This window comes from Blastococcus sp. SYSU DS0533, from assembly GCF_054050775.1.
In genome coordinates, this window is sequence record NZ_JBJGZZ010000006.1 from 45,075 (window position 1) to 62,493 (window position 17,419).

15 protein-coding genes are annotated in these 17,419 nt (G+C 74.7%); 11 read left to right on the top strand and 4 right to left on the bottom strand.

Annotation, left to right across the window (positions count from 1 at the left end):
- Positions 1-161: 161 nt before the first annotated feature.
- The 5 genes from ACI79W_RS09640 (at position 162) to ACI79W_RS09660 (ending at position 4,042) form a co-directional block, all read left to right on the top strand.
- The gene (locus tag ACI79W_RS09640; RefSeq protein ID WP_456561863.1) at positions 162-689 is read left to right on the top strand and encodes an HNH endonuclease; all 528 of its coding nucleotides are present in this window, start codon (positions 162-164) and stop codon (positions 687-689) included.
- 77 nt (positions 690-766) lie between these two features.
- Entirely contained in the window at positions 767-1,615 is an 849-nt protein-coding gene (locus tag ACI79W_RS09645; protein ID WP_456561864.1) for an SCO6745 family protein, read from the top strand.
- Between the two features lie 18 nt (positions 1,616-1,633).
- A complete protein-coding gene (locus tag ACI79W_RS09650; RefSeq protein WP_456561865.1) occupies positions 1,634-3,067 on the top strand; it encodes an amidase in 1,434 nt (477 codons plus the stop codon).
- A 30-nt stretch (positions 3,068-3,097) separates the two neighbouring features.
- Complete coding sequence (gene ctaJ / locus ACI79W_RS09655) at positions 3,098-3,523, top strand: aa3-type cytochrome oxidase subunit CtaJ (protein ID WP_456561866.1); 426 nt, start codon at positions 3,098-3,100, stop codon at positions 3,521-3,523.
- A 54-nt stretch (positions 3,524-3,577) separates the two neighbouring features.
- A complete protein-coding gene (locus ACI79W_RS09660) occupies positions 3,578-4,042 on the top strand; it encodes a DUF5130 family protein (RefSeq protein ID WP_456561867.1) in 465 nt (154 codons plus the stop codon).
- A 163-nt stretch (positions 4,043-4,205) separates the two neighbouring features.
- Here ACI79W_RS09660 and pepN read toward each other — a convergent pair whose 3' ends face one another.
- A complete protein-coding gene (gene pepN / locus ACI79W_RS09665; RefSeq protein ID WP_456561868.1) occupies positions 4,206-6,755 on the bottom strand; it encodes an aminopeptidase N in 2,550 nt (849 codons plus the stop codon).
- A 127-nt stretch (positions 6,756-6,882) separates the two neighbouring features.
- Between pepN and ACI79W_RS09670 the strand changes: the two genes are divergently transcribed.
- Entirely contained in the window at positions 6,883-7,542 is a 660-nt protein-coding gene (locus tag ACI79W_RS09670) for a mycothiol-dependent nitroreductase Rv2466c family protein (RefSeq protein WP_456561869.1), read from the top strand.
- A gap of 96 nt (positions 7,543-7,638) precedes the next feature.
- On the top strand, positions 7,639-8,400 hold the full coding sequence (locus ACI79W_RS09675) for an SDR family oxidoreductase (protein WP_456561870.1): 762 nt from the start codon (positions 7,639-7,641) through the stop codon (positions 8,398-8,400).
- Here ACI79W_RS09675 and ACI79W_RS09680 read toward each other — a convergent pair.
- Together ACI79W_RS09680 and ACI79W_RS09685 are read right to left on the bottom strand one after the other, a co-directional pair.
- The gene (locus ACI79W_RS09680) at positions 8,387-9,157 is read right to left on the bottom strand and encodes an MBL fold metallo-hydrolase (RefSeq protein WP_456561871.1); all 771 of its coding nucleotides are present in this window, start codon (positions 9,155-9,157) and stop codon (positions 8,387-8,389) included. The genes ACI79W_RS09675 and ACI79W_RS09680 overlap by 14 nt on opposite strands.
- The gene (locus ACI79W_RS09685) at positions 9,154-9,819 is read right to left on the bottom strand and encodes a DUF429 domain-containing protein (RefSeq protein ID WP_456561872.1); all 666 of its coding nucleotides are present in this window, start codon (positions 9,817-9,819) and stop codon (positions 9,154-9,156) included. The genes ACI79W_RS09680 and ACI79W_RS09685 overlap by 4 nt, the downstream gene beginning before the upstream one ends.
- 27 nt (positions 9,820-9,846) lie before the next feature.
- Between ACI79W_RS09685 and ACI79W_RS09690 the strand changes: the two genes are divergently transcribed.
- Both ACI79W_RS09690 and argG read left to right on the top strand, forming a co-directional pair.
- A complete protein-coding gene (locus ACI79W_RS09690; RefSeq protein WP_456561873.1) occupies positions 9,847-10,338 on the top strand; it encodes a ribose-5-phosphate isomerase in 492 nt (163 codons plus the stop codon).
- Positions 10,339-10,427: 89 nt separating this feature from the next.
- On the top strand, positions 10,428-11,879 hold the full coding sequence (argG, locus tag ACI79W_RS09695) for an argininosuccinate synthase (RefSeq protein WP_236825199.1): 1,452 nt from the start codon (positions 10,428-10,430) through the stop codon (positions 11,877-11,879).
- A 102-nt stretch (positions 11,880-11,981) separates the two neighbouring features.
- Here argG and ACI79W_RS09700 read toward each other — a convergent pair whose 3' ends face one another.
- Positions 11,982-13,223, bottom strand: coding sequence for a GNAT family N-acetyltransferase (locus tag ACI79W_RS09700; protein ID WP_456561874.1), 1,242 nt, complete (start codon positions 13,221-13,223; stop codon positions 11,982-11,984).
- A gap of 575 nt (positions 13,224-13,798) precedes the next feature.
- On the opposite strand from ACI79W_RS09700, the gene ACI79W_RS09705 reads away from it, so the two are divergent.
- Entirely contained in the window at positions 13,799-15,448 is a 1,650-nt protein-coding gene (locus ACI79W_RS09705; RefSeq protein WP_456561875.1) for a hypothetical protein, read from the top strand.
- A gap of 109 nt (positions 15,449-15,557) precedes the next feature.
- Positions 15,558-17,342 (top strand): bifunctional metallophosphatase/5'-nucleotidase, encoded by a 1,785-nt coding sequence (locus ACI79W_RS09710; RefSeq protein WP_456561876.1) that lies wholly within the window; start codon positions 15,558-15,560, stop codon positions 17,340-17,342.
- The last annotated feature ends 77 nt before the right edge of the window (positions 17,343-17,419 follow it).

The following is a 17,419-nucleotide window of genomic DNA, read 5'->3' on the forward strand; positions in this document are numbered from 1 at the left end:
GCCGCGCGGCGGTTCTCGGGTCAGAATGGGGCTGCCCGCGGGTCGTGCAGCACCCGGCGGTCCGGGGCCTCCGGAGGTGATCCGTGCCGCGTTCCGCGCCCGGGTCGACGCCGGCGGGTCACCCAGGCTCGCGGCGCGACCCCGTCCCGCCGCTCGTCCCCGTGCCCTCGCCCACGACCACGGGCGCCACCCTGCTGCTGAACGCCACGTACGAACCGCTGTGCGTGGTGTCCAGCCGGCGGGCGATCGTGCTGGTGCTCGCCGAGAAGGCGGAGTCGGTCGACGTCACCGCCGACGTCGTCCACGCCGAGACGGTGAGCCTGCCAGTACCCGTCGTCGTGCGGCTCACCCGCTACGTCCGCGTGCCGTACCCGGCCTCGGTGCCGCTGTCCCGCCGGGCGGTGTTCACCCGCGACGGGCAGACCTGCGTGTACTGCGGGGGTTCGGCCACCAGCATCGACCACGTGGTGCCGCGCAGCCGCGGCGGCACGCACACCTGGGACAACGTGGTGGCCGCCTGCCGCCGGTGCAACCACACCAAGGCCGACCGATCGCTGGCCGAGCTCGGCTGGAAGCTGCCGTGCCCGCCGAGCACGCCCAGCGGCGCGGCCTGGCGCCTGCTGGGCCACCGCACCGTCGACCCCCGCTGGCGCGAGTGGCTGGGAGTGCCGGAGAGCGTCAGCGCCTGAGAGGACCCCGTGCCCCCCACCGCTCGCACGCTCGCGGCGGGCCCCCGCACGGGGGCCGCCCGGTGAACTCCCCTGCCATGGCGCGCACCATCTGGGCGCTCGCCGAGCCGTTCCACGCGCTCACCTACTTCGCCGACGAGGCCCGTGCCGCGTTCGCCGGCGCGGGGCTGACGGGGTTCTGGTCGGGCTACTTCGCCGGCCGCGCCGCCCCGCTGGGTGCGGTGGGGCCGGAGGTGGTGACGGCGGTGTTCGCCAACTTCGCGCCGGGGTTCGTCGCCCGGCGGGTGCCGGCGGTGTGGGCGCAGGCCTCCCCGGCCGCGGCGCTCGCGGCCCGCCTCGCCGGGGTGGACGCCGCCGTGCGCCGGGTGCTCGGCGAGGGCTGGGTCGGCTCGGCCGAGGCGGTCGAGGCGATGCACCTGGCCGCGACCGCCGCGACCGCCGTCGACCTGCCGGGGCGTCCCCTGGCGGCCGCGAACTCGGCGGTGGAGGTCCCCGGCGAGCCGCACCTGGTGCTCTGGCAGGCGCTCACCACGCTGCGCGAGCACCGCGGCGACGGGCACACCGCCGCCCTCGTGCAGCGGGGGATCGACGGGGTGCAGGCGCACGTGCTGGCCGCCGCGGCGGGGCGATCGGACCGGGCGTGGTTGCAGAAGGCGCGGGGCTGGGACGACGCGGCGTGGGAGGGGGCGGCCGCCGCGCTGGCCGAGCGCGGCTGGCTCGCCGGTGCCGCGCTCACCGCGGACGGCCGGGGGGTGGTCGACGACGTGGAGGCGGACACCGACCGGCTCGCGGCCGGGCCGTGGCGCGCGCTCGGCGACCGCGGCTGCGACCGGCTGGCCGAGCTGCTCACCCCGGTGCGGACGGCGGTGGTCGCGGCGGGGGACTGGCCGGCCGGCAACCCCATCGGCGTCCCCGAACCCGCATAGGTGACTAGCGTCCCCGTCGTGACCGCGCTGCACGACCTGACCGCCCTCAAGCAGGCCGCCGCCGTCCGGGCGGGGGAGGTGAGCCCCACCGAGCTGGTGGCACACGCGCTGGCGCGCATCGACGCGCACGACGCCGGCCTCGGGGCGTTCCTCACGGTGACCCCCGAGCGGGCCCTGGCCCGGGCCGCCGAGGCCGAGGCGCGGGTCCGCGACGGTGGTGAGCTGCCGCCGCTGCTCGGCGTCCCCACCGCGATCAAGGACCTGAACAACACCGCCGGGGTGCGGACGACGTTCGGCTCGGCAGCGCTCGCCGACTTCGTGCCCGCCGTCGACGACGCGGTGGTCACCCGGCTCGCCGCCGCCGGGACGATCAGCGTGGGCAAGACCAACACACCCGAGTTCGGCTTCCCTTGCTACACCGACAACGACCTCGCCGGCCCGGCCCGCTGCCCGTGGGACACCTCCCTGCTCGCCGGCGGCTCGAGCGGAGGGGCGGCGGTCGCCGTCGCCGCGGGCTTCGTGCCGTTCGCGCAGGGGAGCGACGGCGGGGGCTCGATCCGCATCCCGGCGAGCATCAACGGCCTGTTCGGCATCAAGCCGACCCGTGGCCGGATCAGCAACGCCCCGTACGGCAGCGAGGTGACCGGGCTGGGTACCAGCGGCCCGCTGGCCCGGACGGTGCGGGACGCCGCGGCGATGCTGGACGCGATGGCCGGTCCGGAGATCGGCGACCCGTTCTGGGCCCCGCCGCTGCCGCCGGGGGAGACCTTCCTCGGCTGGGCCGACCGGGAACCGGGCCGGCTGCGCATCGGGCGCTACACCGAGTCGGCGATGCCGGGGGTGGAACTGGAGCCCGAGGTGGCCGAGGCGTTCGAGGACGCCGGTCGGCTGCTCGAGAGCCTCGGGCACGTCGTCGAGGACGTGCCGGCCGGGCTCCTCGACCCCGCGGTGCTGCCCTCTTTCGAGACCGTCTGGGCACTGGGGGCGACCACGCTGCCGGTACCGCCGGGGAACGAGCAGCTGCTCAAGCCGCTGACCCGCTGGATGCAGCAGCGGGGCCTGGCGCTGTCGGCGCGGGACGCGATGCAGGCCATGTTCGCCCTCCGTGCCTTCTCCCGGCAGTTCCTCCGTGCGACCGCCGGCTACGACGTGCTGCTCGCCCCGGTGCTCACCATGACCCCACGGCCGGTCGGCTGGTTCGGGGAGGACGGCGAGGGCGCGGCGGACTTCGAGCGGCAGAAGCGCTACGCCGCCTTCACGGCGCTGTTCAACGTCACCGGCCAGCCCGCCGTGAGCGTCCCGCTGCACTGGAGCCCCGGTGACCTGCCGATCGGGACCATGCTGGTGGGCCGGCCGGCCGACGAGGCGACCCTCGTCTCGCTCTCGGCGCAGCTGGAGGTCGCGCGGCCGTGGGCGCACCGGCGCCCCGCCGTCTGGACCGACAGCCGATGAGGACGGCGGTGTCCCGGTAGGTTGTCGGGCGTGACCGTCGTCGAGACCCTCCTCGTCTACGCCGCCATCCCGCTCGCCGTGGTGCTGGTGCTGGCGCTGCTGACCCTGAAGCCCGGCAAGGGCCGCCGTCCCCGATACAAGCCCGGCCAGGCGTGGGACTACGCCCCCGTCTGGTACGAGCCGCACCCGGCGACCGTGGGCGGCCACGGCCCGGCCGCCGCCCACGGCCCGGCGGCCGTCCCGGGCAGCGGAACCGCCGCCCTGGGCTCGTCGGTCTACCCGGAGCAGCCGGGGGAGCGGGCGCTGGACGCCGAGGGCGGGATCGGCCCGGCCGGCGGCACCGGCAGCGAGCACTCCGGTAGCGCCCACTCGGGCGGCGCGCAGGCCGGTGGCGCGACCGCCGCCCGCCTCCCGCGGGCGGCGGGCCCGCTCGGCGGCGCCCGCGGGACCTGGTGACGGGGCCCCGGTGACCGCATCCCACGTCCCGACGACCAGCCCCGGAGGCCGGCGATGACCCGCGCGCCCGAGATCGACACCCCTCGCACCGGCACGGACGTCGGCGCCACGCTGCACCCGCGGACGGCGGAGGCGAAGATCGACGAGGTCTTCAGCTTCCGGGAGCTGGCCCGCCTCGACGAGGCGCTGACCATGTCCTCGCGCGAGACGGGGCTGCGCTTCACCCTCTACGTGGGTGAGCTGGCCGCACCGACCCGCGCCACCGCCGAGCAGCTGCACGCCCGCTCGGGGGACAAGCCCGCCGACGCCGTGCTGATCGCCGTCTCGCCCGGCCAGCGCGTGGTGGAGGTGGTCACCGGCGCCGGGGCCGCGCGCCGGCTGCCCGACCGCGCCTGCGCCCTCGCGGTGCTCTCCATGACCAGCGCGTTCGCCAACGGCGACCTGGTCGGCGGCATCGTCAACGGCCTGCGCCAGCTGTCCGACCAGGCGGGGCACCCGGCTGGGCTGCGCACCCACTGATCGACGCCGGAGGCGCCGCACCCCGCCGGGGCGCGGCGCCTCCGCATGCTCCTGGCGGCTCCTGATCACCAGGGGCCCGGCGACGAGGGGCGCCGAGGACGACGAGAGGGCGCCGCACTCCCGGCGGCGTGCGGCGCCCTCTCGTCGTGGTGCGGCCGAGCGGCTACTCGGCGGCGGCGTCCCGCTCGCGGGCCCGCAGCGCGCGGGCGATGCCGTCCCGGCCCTCGAACACCAGGCGGCGCAGCGCGGGCGGCTGCTCGGCGTCGGAGAGCCAGGCGTCGGCGGCCGCGATGGTGCGCGGCTCCACCACCGGCGGGAAGAGGTACTGCACCGCGTTCTTGGCGATCTCGCCCGGCCGGCGGTCCCACAGCGGGCGGACGTCGGCGAAGTAGCGGTCGACGTAGCCCGCGGTCAGCTCCCGCTGGGCCGGGTGCCAGAAGCCCTGCAGGATCGCTTCGTGGACGGCGTTCGGGATCGACTCGTCGGTGAAGGCCTGCCGCCAGGTCTCCTCCTTCGACTCCGCCGTCGGCCGCAGCGCCCGCGCCGTGGCCGCCCGCCGGATGCCGGTGGCGGTGGCGTCGCGCTCGGCCTCCGCGTCGATCTCGGCGTCGCCGGCCGCACCGATCGCGACCAGCCCGTGCAGGAACGCCCACCGCGCGTCGGCGTCCACGACCAGCCCCTCGGGGGTGTGTGAGCCGTCGAGCAGACCGCGCAGCGCGGCCGCGTGCTCCTCCGTGCGGGCTGCGCTCGCCAGCGTGCGGGACCACAGCAGCTGCTGGTCGCTCCCCGCCGGGGCGGCCTCGAGCGCGGCGAGCGCGTGGTCGGCCAGCTGCGCCCAGCCCGTCGGCGCCCACGCCGGGTCGGCGAAGGACGAGAGCGCGCTCTGCACCCGGGCCAGCAGCGACTGGATGACGCTGCTCTCGGTCTCGGCGCCGATCCCGGCCAGCACGAGCTGGACCCACTCGCGGGCGGGCAGCTCGGCGTCGCGGGTCATGTCCCAGGCCGCCGACCAGCAGAGCGCACGCGGCAGCGAGTCCGGCAGCGCGCCGATGCGCGAGCGGAGCGTGTCCAGCGACTTCTCGTCGAGCCGGATCTTGGCGTAGGTCAGGTCGTCGTCGTTGACCAGCACCAGGTCCGCGGCCGGGTGGCCCACCAGCTCGGGCACCTCGGTGCGCGCGCCCGCTATGTCGAGCTCCACCCGGTGGCTGCGGGTCAGCCCGTCGGGGCCCTCGCTGTAGAGGCCAACGGCCAGCCGGTGGTTGCGCAGCACCGGGTGCTCGGCCACCGCCGTCTGCTCGATGGCGAAGGTCGTGTAGCGGCCGTCGTCGCTGAGCTCGAAGACCGGCCGCAGCGTGTTCACCTGGCTGGTGCGCAGCCACTGGTCGGCCCACTCGGAGAGGTCGCGACCGGAGCTCTCCGACAGCGGGCCCAGCAGGTCGGCCAGGGTGGTGTTGCCGTACTCGTGCCGGCGGAAGTAGCGCTGGACGCCGGAGAGGAACTCGTCGCGGCCCACGTAGGCCACCAGCTGCTTGAGCACCGAGGCGCCCTTGGCGTAGGTGATGCCGTCGAAGTTGACCTCCACCGCGGCGACGTCGGGGATGTCGGCGGCGATCGGGTGCGTCGAAGGGAGCTGGTCCTGGGCGTAGGCCCAGGCCTTCTCGGTGTTGGCGAACGTCGTCCACGCCGTCGTGTACTCGGTCGCCTCGGCCTGGCACAGGGTGCTGATGTAGGTGGCGAAGGACTCGTTGAGCCACAGGTCGTCCCACCAGCGCATGGTCACCAGGTCGCCGAACCACATGTGCCCGAGCTCGTGCAGGATCGTCTCGGCGCGGCGTTCGTAGCGGGCCCGGCTGACCTTGGACCGGAAGACGTAGTCCTCCAGGAAGGTGACCGCGCCCGCGTTCTCCATGGCCCCGGCGTTGAACTCCGGCACGAACAGCTGGTCGTACTTGTCGAAGGGGTACGGGTAGTCGAACACCCGGTGGTAGAAGTCGAAGCCCTGCTTGGTCACCCGGAACAGCTCCTCCGGGTCCAGGTACCGGGCCAGCGACGCCCGGCAGTACAGCCCGAGCGGGATGCCCTCGTGCAGGTCGGTCACCTTGGCGTACGGCCCGGCGATCAGCGCCACCAGGTAGGTCGAGATGCGCTTGGTGGGCGCGAAGTGCACCAGCTGCGAGCCGCCCTCACCGGCCTCGATGGTGCGGTCGCCGGTGTTGGAGACGACCTGCCAGTCGAACGGCGCCGTCACGTGCACCGTGAACGTGGCCTTGAGGTCGGGCTGGTCGAAGCAGGTGAACATCCGCTTCGCGTCGGCCGGCTCGAACTGCGTGTAGAGGTAGACCTGCCCGTCCTCGGGGTCGAGGAAGCGGTGCAGCCCCTCGCCGGTGTTGGAGTAGCGGCAGTCCGCCGTCACCACCAGCGTGTTGTGCTCGGCGAGGCCGGGCAGCGGGAGGCCGCCTTCCTCGGTGTAGGAGCTGACGTCGAGCTCGGTGCCGTTCAGCGTCGCCGAGAGCACCGTCTCGGCCACCAGGTCGATGAAGGTCCCCTCGCCGGGGCGGCGGCAGGTGAAGTCCACGGTCGTGGTGGAGCGGAACGTCCGCTCGCCGGGGTGACCGGCGCCGTCGGTGACGTCGAGGGAGATGTCGTAGCTCTGGACGGCGAGCAGCTCGGCGCGAGCTGCGGCATCGGTGCGGGTCAGGTTGGGTACGGCCACCCCGGCAGTTTGTCAGGCGGTGCCGACGGCCCGCCCGCCGTCCACCGGGAACAACCCCCTGGCCCGGCGACTTGGCTGACCGCAGACGGCCCGGGCGCACCCGGGCACCCCCGAGCGAGGAGCAAGGATGACCGAGGCAGTGCAGAGCGCCCCCACGAAGGCCCGCGTCGACTTCTGGTTCGACCCGCTGTGCCCGTGGGCCTGGCTCACCAGCCGCTGGGTGCTCGAGGCGGCCAAGGTGCGCGACATCGACCTGCACTGGCACGTCATGTCGCTGGCGGTGCTCAACCGCGGCCGCGACCTGCCCGAGGAGTACCAGGAGATGATGGCCAAGGCCTGGGGTCCGGTGCGGGTGGCGGTCGCGGCGGCGCAGCAGCACGGCGACGAGGTGCTCGGCGACCTCTACACCGCGATGGGCACGCTGCGGCACCACGAGGGGCTCGAGCTCGAGGACCTCATCGCCCCGGCCCTGGAGCGGGTCGGGCTGCCGGCGTCGCTGGCGGAGGCCGCCGGCTCCAGCGAGTACGACACCGCGCTGGAGAAGAGCCACCACGAGGGCATGGACCCGGTCGGCCAGGACGTCGGAACGCCGGTCATGCACATCGACGGTGTGGCGTTCTTCGGCCCGGTCATCAGCAAGGTGCCGACCGGTGAGGACGCCGGCAAGGCCTTCGACGGGGCCGTGCTGCTGGCGAACCTGCCCGACTTCTGGGAGCTCAAGCGCACCCGGACCTCGGACCCGGACATGAGCTCCGTCCCGGTCGACGCCCTGGAGCTGCGCCGGTGAAGGACCCCCGACCCCCTCATCCCCCGCACGCTCGGGACGAGCCTCCGGTCGGGGGCCGTTCCTGATGGTGACGGTGGGGGGCGGCATGCTGTCGGGATGCCGCACCCCACCCGCCAGCGCATCTTCATCTCCGGTGCCAGCTCCGGCCTCGGCGAGGGCATGGCCCGCCGGTTCGCCGCCATGGGCCGCGACCTGGCCCTGTGCGCCCGCCGGGTCGACCGGCTCGAGTCGCTGCAGGCCGAGCTGCGTTCCGCCCACCCCGGCATCCGGGTCGAGGTCGCCGCGATGGACGTCGACGACCCGGGGTCGGTGACGACGGTCTTCGCCGACCTCGCGGACCGGCTGGGTGGCTTCGACCGCGTGGTCGTCAACGCCGGCATCGGCGCGGGGACGTCCGTGGGCGCCGGCGGGGCGGCCCGCAACCGCGCCGTCCTGCACACCAACGTGCTCGGGTCCCACGCCCAGTGCGAGGCGGCGGTGGAGCTTTTCCGGCGCCAGGGCATGGGCCACCTGGTGCTCATCTCCTCGGTCGCCTCGGTGCGGGGCATGCCCGGCAGCCGGACGGCCTACGGGGCCAGCAAGGCGGCGCTGAACTCGCTGGCCGAGGGCATCCGCTCCGACGTGTACGGCTCGCGCATCGTCGTCTCGACGATCCTGCCCGGCTACATCGCGACCGACATCAACGTCGGCCGCCGCGGGCCGCTCACGGTCGGCCTGGACAAGGGGGTCGGCGCGCTGGTGGACGTCGTCGAGCGGGAGCCGGTGCGCGGCTACGTACCCGAGTTCCCCTGGCGCGCGGTCGCCGCGCTGCTGCGCGTGCTCCCGCTGTCCGTCGTCCGCCGGGTCACCGGCTCGTGAGCGGCCGCCCGGCGGCGACCGCCATCGTCGCGGCCGGGTAGGGCCCCGGCCCGCCCTCGCGCAGCGCGGTCAGGACGGCGAGCAGCTCCTCCCGCTGGGCCCCGACGAACGCCGCGTCGACCACCGCGCCGTGGCCGGGCACCACCGGGCCGCGGGCCAGCGCCTGCAGCCGGCCGAGGGTGGCCGGCCAGTCCGCCGGCCAGGCGTCCTCGAAGTCCGGCGGCGCTCCCTCCTCGACCAGGTCCCCGGCGAAGAGCACGGTCGCGTCGCCGGCGGTCCCCACCTCGACGACCAGGTCGTGGTCGGTGTGCCCGCGGCCGAGGTGCCGCAGGACCACCTCCCGGCCGCCGACGTCGAGCACCGCGACCTCGTCGACGAGGTGGTCCGGCGGGTCGATCGGGGTGGCCCGCAGGAGTGCGGCGTCCTCGGCGGCCAGCGTGGCGACGACGGCGGCCCGCTGCGCCTCACCGTCGGCGCGCAAGGTCGCCGCGCAGCCCCGCGAGCCCCACACCCGCGCCGGGCGGAACGCCGCGTTGCCGAAGCAGTGGTCGTAGTGCGCATGGGTGTTCACCACGGTCCACGGGTGCGGCGTGACCGTGCGGACGGCCGCCGCGAGGTCCGCCGCCTCGCCCAGGTGCGACCGGGTGTCGACGACGAGGCAGGCGCCCTCGCCCAGCACGAGCCCGCAGTTGAGGTCCAGCGAGCGGTGCCGGCGCACCAGGACGCCCTCGGCCACCTCCTGCCAGCCGGTGCTCACCAGCGGATCCGCATCGGGCGGCCGCGGGCGTCCCGCCGGTCGTCGCCGACGGACGACGCGGTGCGCGCGGCGATGCGCTGCGCCGACCACGCCGCGGCGCAGGCGTCCAGCGCGTCGATGGCCGGCAGCCGCTCCGGCGCCCCGGCCAGCGCCCGCTCGACGTCCATCACCGGGCGCAGCGCGGCCAGCCGCTGGGCGAGTCCCCGGGCGGTGACCTTGGGATCGCGCACCTGCTCGTCCAGCGCGCGGAAGGCGAGCTCCGGGTGGACCTCGTGGACCCTCGCATCGGGCGGGTCGCCGAGGGCTTCGTCCAGCGCGCGGATCGACGGCACGAGGAACCAGGCCTGCTTCGACAGGGCCCTCCCCGACGCGGCCACCGACAGGCGGCACGCCTCGGCGTAGTCCGCGGCGTCCAGCACCGGGCGCAGCGGCGCCGGGAAGACCGAGCTGCCGGCCCGGCCGAGCAGCCGGCGCGCTGCGACGTCGCAGGGGCGCGGGCCGTCGTCCGAGAGCCCGATCGGCATGTCGACGGCGACGACGTCCACGTCGGGGACGGCGAGCGCGGCCGCCGCGTCGGGGAGGGCCAGCAGGGTCACCTCGCCGTCGTCGAGCAGGGCCCCCGCCCAGGCCCCGCGCGAGCCGTCCAGCCCCAGCACCGCCACGCCCGGGAGCCTGTCAGACTCCCCGGCATGCGCGTCTTCATCGGCACCGACCACGCGGGCCTGGAGTTCAAGGAGCACCTCAAGCGGGCGCTGGCCGAGGCCGGTCACGAGCCCGTCGACTGCGGTGCGTTCGAGTACGACGCCCAGGACGACTACCCGCCGTTCTGCTTCGAGGTCGGGGAGCGCACCGTCGCCGAGCCGGGCACCCTCGGCGTGGTCATCGGCGGCTCGGGCAACGGCGAGCAGATGGCCGCGAACAAGGTGCCCGGCGTCCGGGCCGCGCTGGTCTGGAGCACCGCGACCGCGCAGCTGGCCCGCGAGCACAACGACGCGAACGTGGTCGCCATCGGCGCGCGGCAGCACAGCGACGAGGAGGCCACGGCCCTCGTGCTGGAGTTCCTCGGCACGTCGTTCAGCGGCGACGAGCGGCACGTCCGGCGGATCGGCCTGATCAGCGACTACGAGCGCGACCGGCACCGCCCCGCGGGTGGCCTGCCCACCCGCACGCAGCACCCCTGAGCCACCGCCGGAGGACGTCCTCCGGCGTCGGGGCGGGAGTCGCGGACCCACCCACGCATGATCATGCACGGTCATGCATAATCGTTCCCGTGTCCAAGGTGCTCACCTCCCTGCCCGTCGGCGAACGCGTCGGCATCGCCTTCTCCGGTGGTCTCGACACCTCCGTAGCGGTCGCGTGGATGCGCGACAAGGGCGCGGTGCCCTGCACCTACACCGCTGACATCGGCCAGTACGACGAGCCGGACATCGCCTCGGTCCCGGGCCGGGCCACCGCCTACGGCGCGGAGATCGCCCGGCTGGTCGACGGCAAGGCCGCCCTGGTCGAGGAGGGCCTGGCCGCGCTCACCTGTGGGGCGTTCCACATCCGCTCAGGCGGGCGCAGCTACTTCAACACCACCCCGCTGGGGCGCGCGGTCACCGGCACCCTGCTGGTCCGCGCCATGCTCGAGGACGACGTCCAGATCTGGGGCGACGGCTCGACCTTCAAGGGCAACGACATCGAGCGGTTCTACCGCTACGGCCTGCTGGCCAACCCGGGCCTCCGGGTCTACAAGCCGTGGCTGGACGCCGACTTCGTCACCGAGCTCGGCGGCCGCACGGAGATGTCGGAGTGGCTGGTCGCCCACGGGCTGCCCTACCGGGACAGCGCCGAGAAGGCCTACTCCACCGACGCGAACATCTGGGGTGCCACGCACGAGGCCAAGACCCTCGAGCACCTGGACACCGGCATCGAGACCGTCGAGCCGATCATGGGCGTGCGGTTCTGGGACCCGGCGGTCGAGATCGCGCCCGAGGACGTGACGATCGGCTTCGCCCAGGGGCGGCCGGTGACGATCAACGGCGAGGAGTTCGGCTCCGCCGTCGACCTGGTGCTCGCGGCCAACGCGATCGGCGGGCGGCACGGCCTGGGGATGTCCGACCAGATCGAGAACCGGATCATCGAGGCCAAGAGTCGCGGCATCTACGAGGCGCCCGGCATGGCGCTGCTGCACATCGCCTACGAGCGGCTGGTCAACGCGATCCACAACGAGGACACCCTCGCCACGTACCACTCCGAGGGCCGGCGGCTGGGCCGGCTCATGTACGAGGGGCGCTGGCTGGACCCCCAGGCGCTCATGCTCCGGGAGTCGCTGCAGCGCTGGGTCGGGATGGCGGTCACCGGCGAGGTCACCCTGCGGCTGCGCCGCGGCGAGGACTACTCGGTGCTCGACACCGCCGGTCCCGCGTTCAGCTACCACCCGGACAAGCTCTCGATGGAGCGCACCCAGGACTCGGCGTTCGGCCCCGTCGACCGCATCGGCCAGCTGACCATGCGCAACCTCGACATCGCCGACTCGCGGGCCAAGCTCGAGCAGTACGCGCGGCTGGGGATGGTCGGCGGTGCGCCGTCGCACGCGGCCATCGGTGCGGCCCAGGCCGCGGCGACCGGGCTGATCGACGTCACGGAGGAGGGTGGCGCCGAGGCGATCGCCTCCCGCGGCCAGGTCCCGGCCGACGAGGAGCTGCTGGACCGGGCTGCGATGGAGGCCGGCACCGACTGAGGGAGGACCTCGTCCTCCCCACCGCTCGCACGCTCGCGGTCGGTCCCCGGACGGGGTCGGCCGTCCCGCCCGCCACCGCGGTCGGTCCCCGGACGGCCGTGCTCAGAAGGAGTCGGGGCACCAGGGCGTGACCGGCCAGCTGAACGCCGTCGACGCCAGCGTGACCGCCCCCGGGCTCACCTCGGTGACCCGCCCGGCGGCCTGCAGCGCGGCGAGCGGGACGCCGCCCAGGTAGGCCGCGGACAGCTCCTCGATGCCCAGCACGATGTCGGGGTCGCGGTCGGTGCGCCCGCAGTAGCCGCCGGCCGGGTGCCCGGAGAGCCGCCAGCGCCCGTCGTTCCACGGGCAGAACGGGTCCCGCACCTGCAGCACGAGGTCGATCGGGGCCGGGTAGCGGCGGGCGGCCAGCGCGCGGTCGACGTCGACGAGCCGGACCCACAGGCCGTCGACCGGTGTGCTGTGCAGGGCCCGCGCGTCGGTGACCAGCCAGCGCAGCGGGTCCTCCGGTGAGGCCGCCGGGTACTTCAGCGTGCGCACCAGGTCCACGGACAGCAGCACCTGCCACAGCGCGGCGTAGGCGGGGGTGCTGGTCGCCCGCACCTCCTCGACGGTCAGCGTGCCGTCGGGCTCGCCGCTGTCTCTCCACGCACCCTTCACCCGGAAGGCGGCGTACCCGGTGACCGCGCCGTCGGCCTCCCGGTGCAGCAGGTACCGCCGCGCGGAGGCGCCCTGCCGGCCGGAGGGGTCGTCGCGCATGTGCCGGTCCCACCAGCGGTCGTCGCGGACCATGTTGCCGGGCACCCACCGGTGCACCGCCGCGTGCACGGCGACCGCGGCCGGGCGGTACTCCTCGGCGGTCACCTGCACGACCCGGCCGGTGCCGAGGTCGACGTCGGGCCGCAGCCGGAGCCGTTCCGTGCGGCCGGAGAAGCGGGCCTCCCGGGTCGCCGGCGCGTAGCCGAACCGGCCGTAGATCGGGTACTCGGCCGCCCAGAGCCCCGCGACCGGCTCGCGCTGCTGCTCGTGCAGCTCCGTCAGCTGGCGGCGCATGATCGCGGTGAGCACGCCGCGCCGGCGGTGCGTCGGGGCGACGGTGACCCAGGTGATGCCGGCGCAGGGCACCAGGGCGCCGGGGACGGCCAGGGTGCGGCTGTAGATGCCGGCGGTGGCGACGACGCGGTCGCCCTCCCACATCGACAGCGACCGGTCCAGCTCCGCCACCGACGACGGCCGCTCGGCGAAGGACGCCGGCGCCTCCTCCGCGAACACGTCGTGCATGGCGTGGGCGAAGGCCGGCCACTCGTCGGGGGTCACCGGGCGCAGGCGGGCGTCGACGTCGATCACGCCGACGTGTCTACCGGTCGGGTCCGACCCTCCGCCAACGAGTTCGGTGCCGGTGACGCGTCCGGCGGCCGTCAGCCGCGCAGGTAGGCCGGCGTCGCCAGCACCCGTCGGTGCTCGTCCGTGTCCTGGCCGAGCCCGGGGCTCGGCGGAGATGTGCTGGGTGCGCATCTCCACCGCCCCCGGCGTGCCCACCAGCGCCCGGGCGATCGTGGGGTTCGAGCGGCCCTCGGCGACCCGGTCCGTGAGCAGGTGACCTCCACCCGGTACGCCGTCGCGCCGCTGTGCTCGGCCACGTTGGCCAGCGCCTCGCTGACGACGAAGCAGGCGGTGAGCCGGAGGGTGTCTGCCGTTCGGCCTCGAGCCTGTTGCGGCCCGCCTCCCGGACCCGTCCCGCTGGCTGGCCGGTTGGTGGTCGGGCCGTCCCGACCGCGGCTGCCCCCGTCCCGGTGGGGTGGTTCCGCCCGCCGGTGCCGTGTCCAGCGACCCGGCCGCGGTGCCGTCCCGGCTAGGGTCGGGTGCTGTCACGCCGGCGTCGCAGTGCCGTCCGTCGGCGCCCCGACCGACGGAGGCCCCTCGTGCGCTCTCGCACCATCCCGCTCGCGCTCAGCGCGGCCCTGCTCGCCGGCTGCACCTCCTCCGGCGACGAGGAGCCGGCGGAGGCGCCGGTCGCGGAGGCCGTCACGGCGGCGCCCGAGGAGCAGCTGACGGTCGTCGCGGACGAGGACCCGGTGGGGACCGCGGCGAGCACCAGCCGCGCGCTGTTCGGCTCCTCCGACGTCGCGGTGCTCGCCGACGAGGGCGACCGCGCCGCGATGCTGATGGGCGCGTCGGCGGCCGTGGCGATGGGCGTCCCGCTGCTGGTCACCACCGGTGCGGAGACGCCGGAGCCGGTGACCGGAGAGCTGGAGCGGCTGGGCGCCGGTGCCGTCCTCGCCGTGGGCGACGCCGAGCTGACCGGTTCGGACGTGGACGTGGTGACGGTCGCGGCCGACGCCGAGGCCGTGGCCGCCGCGACCGGGCTCGACCTGGCCGACGGCGACCCGGTGCCGGCCGACGGCGACGCCGCGGCCGTCGCGGCGCTCGACCCGGAGCAGCCCACCGCGCTGCGGGCAGAGGGTGGCGGCGGTGCGGCCGCGGACCGGACGGAGGAGAGCACGGTCGGGGAGCTCCCCGAGACCACCCGCCCCGAGCCGCTGGAGGACACCGTCGTGCTGGCCTCCGGGGATCCCGGCTCGCTGGCCGGCATCGCGACGGCGCGCGCCGCCGGCGCCCGGGTGCTGCTGACCGGTGGCGCCACCGACCCGCGGACCTCCGCCGACGTGGTCAGCACGCTCGGCGAGGAGGACCCCGGCTCGGTGGTGGCCCTCGGCTCGGGCTTCGCCGCCGAGGACGGCCTGGACTGGAAGGTCGAGACCGCCGCCACCGGCGTGCAGCTGCCCGGCGGTGGGCAGACGCTCTTCCCGGGCAAGCTGCTGGTCGCCCTCTACGGCCACCCCGGTACCGCCGCGCTCGGCCTCATGGGGGAGCAGCCGGTCGAGGCGGCGGTCGAGCGGGCGCAGGCGCACGCGGCGCCCTACGAACCGCTGGTCGAGGAGACGGTGGTACCCGCCTTCGAGATCATCGCGACCATCGCCTCGGCGTCGGCCGGGGAGGACGGCGACTACTCGGCGGAGGCCGACCCGGAGTTCCTGCGGCCGTGGGTGGAGGCGGCCGGGGAGGCCGGCTTGTACGTCGTCCTCGACCTGCAGCCGGGCCGCACCGACTTCGTCGCCCAGGCCGAGCTGTACCGCCCGCTGCTGGAGCTCCCGCACGTCGGCCTGGCGCTGGACCCCGAGTGGCGGCTGGGCCCGAACGAGGTGCACCTGCGCCAGATCGGGTCGGTGGACGTCGAGGAGGTCAACCGCGTCGTGACGTGGCTGGCCGACCTCACCCGCGAGAACCGGCTGCCGCAGAAGCTGCTGGTGCTGCACCAGTTCCGCCTCGACATGATCCCCGGCCGCGAGCGGGTGGACCTGGGCCGCGACGAGCTGGCCGTGATGGTGCACGCCGACGGCCAGGGTGGGCAGGGCGCCAAGCAGGGCACGTGGAACGCGCTGCGGCAGGGTGCCCCCGAGGGCCTGTGGTGGGGCTGGAAGAACTTCTACGACGAGGACATCCCGATGCTCACGCCGGAGCAGACGATCAGCGACGTGGAGCCCGACCCCCAGCTGATCAGCTACCAGTAGCGCTCCGGCCACCGAGCGTCCGCCGGGCCGTCGGTCCCCGTACCTACTCTCCATCCCGGATCCCCTGCACACCGTCACGGGGACCGATCGATCGAGAGGAAACGACCGGATGAGACGGCGGACCACGCTGTCCGTGGTGGCCGCGGCGGCGGCGCTCACCATGGCGCCCCTGAGCCCGGCCGCCGCCGCGCCGCCCGCGGCGGACGACCTGACGCTGACCATGCTCGCCACGACCGACCTGCACGGCCGCGTGCGGAACTGGGACTACTTCGCCGATCGGACCTACTGGGAGCGGTCCGGGTTCGAGACGGGCCTGGCGAAGGTGGCCACGGTCGTCGACTCGGTCCGCGCGGCGCGGGGCGAGGAGAGCGTCCTCGTGGTCGACAACGGCGACTTCCTGCAGGGAACGCCGCTGAGCTACTACTACGCCCAGCAGGAGCCGGTCACCGAGACCCGCGTCGAGCACCCGATGGCGGCGGCGTACGACGCCATCGGCTACGACGCGCAGGTCGTCGGCAACCACGAGTTCAACTACGGCCTGGACCTGCTCCGGGCCTACGAGGAGGACGTCGACCACCCGGTGCTCGGCGCCAACGTGCTCCGCGAGGGCACCCCGCGGCCGTACCTGAAGCCGTACACGATCGAGACGATGCGCGTCCCCGGTCACAGGCCGGTCAAGGTCGGCGTCATCGGCCTGACCACGCCCGGTTCGGCGATCTGGGACAAGGGCAACGTCGAGGGCCGCGTGACCTTCCAGGACATGGTGGACGCGGCGGAGAAGTGGGTGCCGGTCGTCGACCGGAAGGCCGACGTCGTCGTCGTCCTGTCGCACGCCGGGGTCGGTGGGACGTCCTCCTACGGCCCCGAGGTGCCCACGGAGAACCCCTCCGACGTCATCGCCCGCACGGTGCCCGGCATCGACGCGATGGTCGTCGGCCACACCCACCAGAACGCCCCCTCCCAGGTCGTCACGAACGAGGTCACCGGCGAGGACGTGCTGCTCACCCAGCCCTACCGCTGGGGCGCCACCGTCTCCCAGGTCGACATCGACCTGCAGCAGGTCCGCGGGAAGTGGGACGTCGTCGGCACCTCCGCCACGGCGCTGAGCACCGCTGGCGTCCCGGAGTCGGAGGAGGTGCTGGACGCCACGGCGCAGGCGCACGCGACCACCGTCGAGTACGTCAACCAGGTCGTGGCCACCTCGGCGGAGGAGCTCTCCGCCCGCACCAGCCGGTACGAGGACACCGCGATCCTGGACTTCATCCAGGACGTGCAGACCGACACGGTGGCCGCCGCACTGGAGGGCACGGACCGGGCCGACCTGCCGGTGCTCTCGATCGCGGCCCCGTTCAGCCGGGACGCCGTGTTCCCCGCCGGTGACGTCACCATCCGCGACATCGCCGGGCTCTACATCTACGACAACACCCTCGAGGCGGTGGAGCTGACCGGGGCCCAGCTGGAGGAGTACCTGGAGTTCTCCGCCCGGTACTTCCAACGGGTGCCGACCACCGGGGAGGTCGACCCCGAGACGATCACCAACGCCGTCGTGGACGGTGTCCCGAACGGGATCCCGGACTACAACTTCGACATCCTGTCCGGCGTGGAGTACGCCATCGACGTGGCGCAGCCGGCCGGCTCGCGCATCGTCGGGCTCTCCTACGGGGGCACCCCGGTGGCCGACGACGACCGGTTCGTCGTGGCCGTGAACAACTACCGGCGCAGCGGTGGTGGCGCCTTCCCGGCGATCAGCACCGCCCCGGTCGTCTACAACGAGCAGCTGGAGATCCGCCAGCTGCTCATCGAGCGGGCCCAGGCGGCCGGCGAGATCGACCCGGCGGAGTTCTTCGTCGAGAACTGGCAGCTGGTGCGTGACGGCGAGCCGCTGCTCCGGTGACGCGCTGACACCGGCCCACCCGGCCCGGTGGGAACGAGCGGGAGCCCCCGGAGCCCCGACGCTCCGGGGGCTCCCGT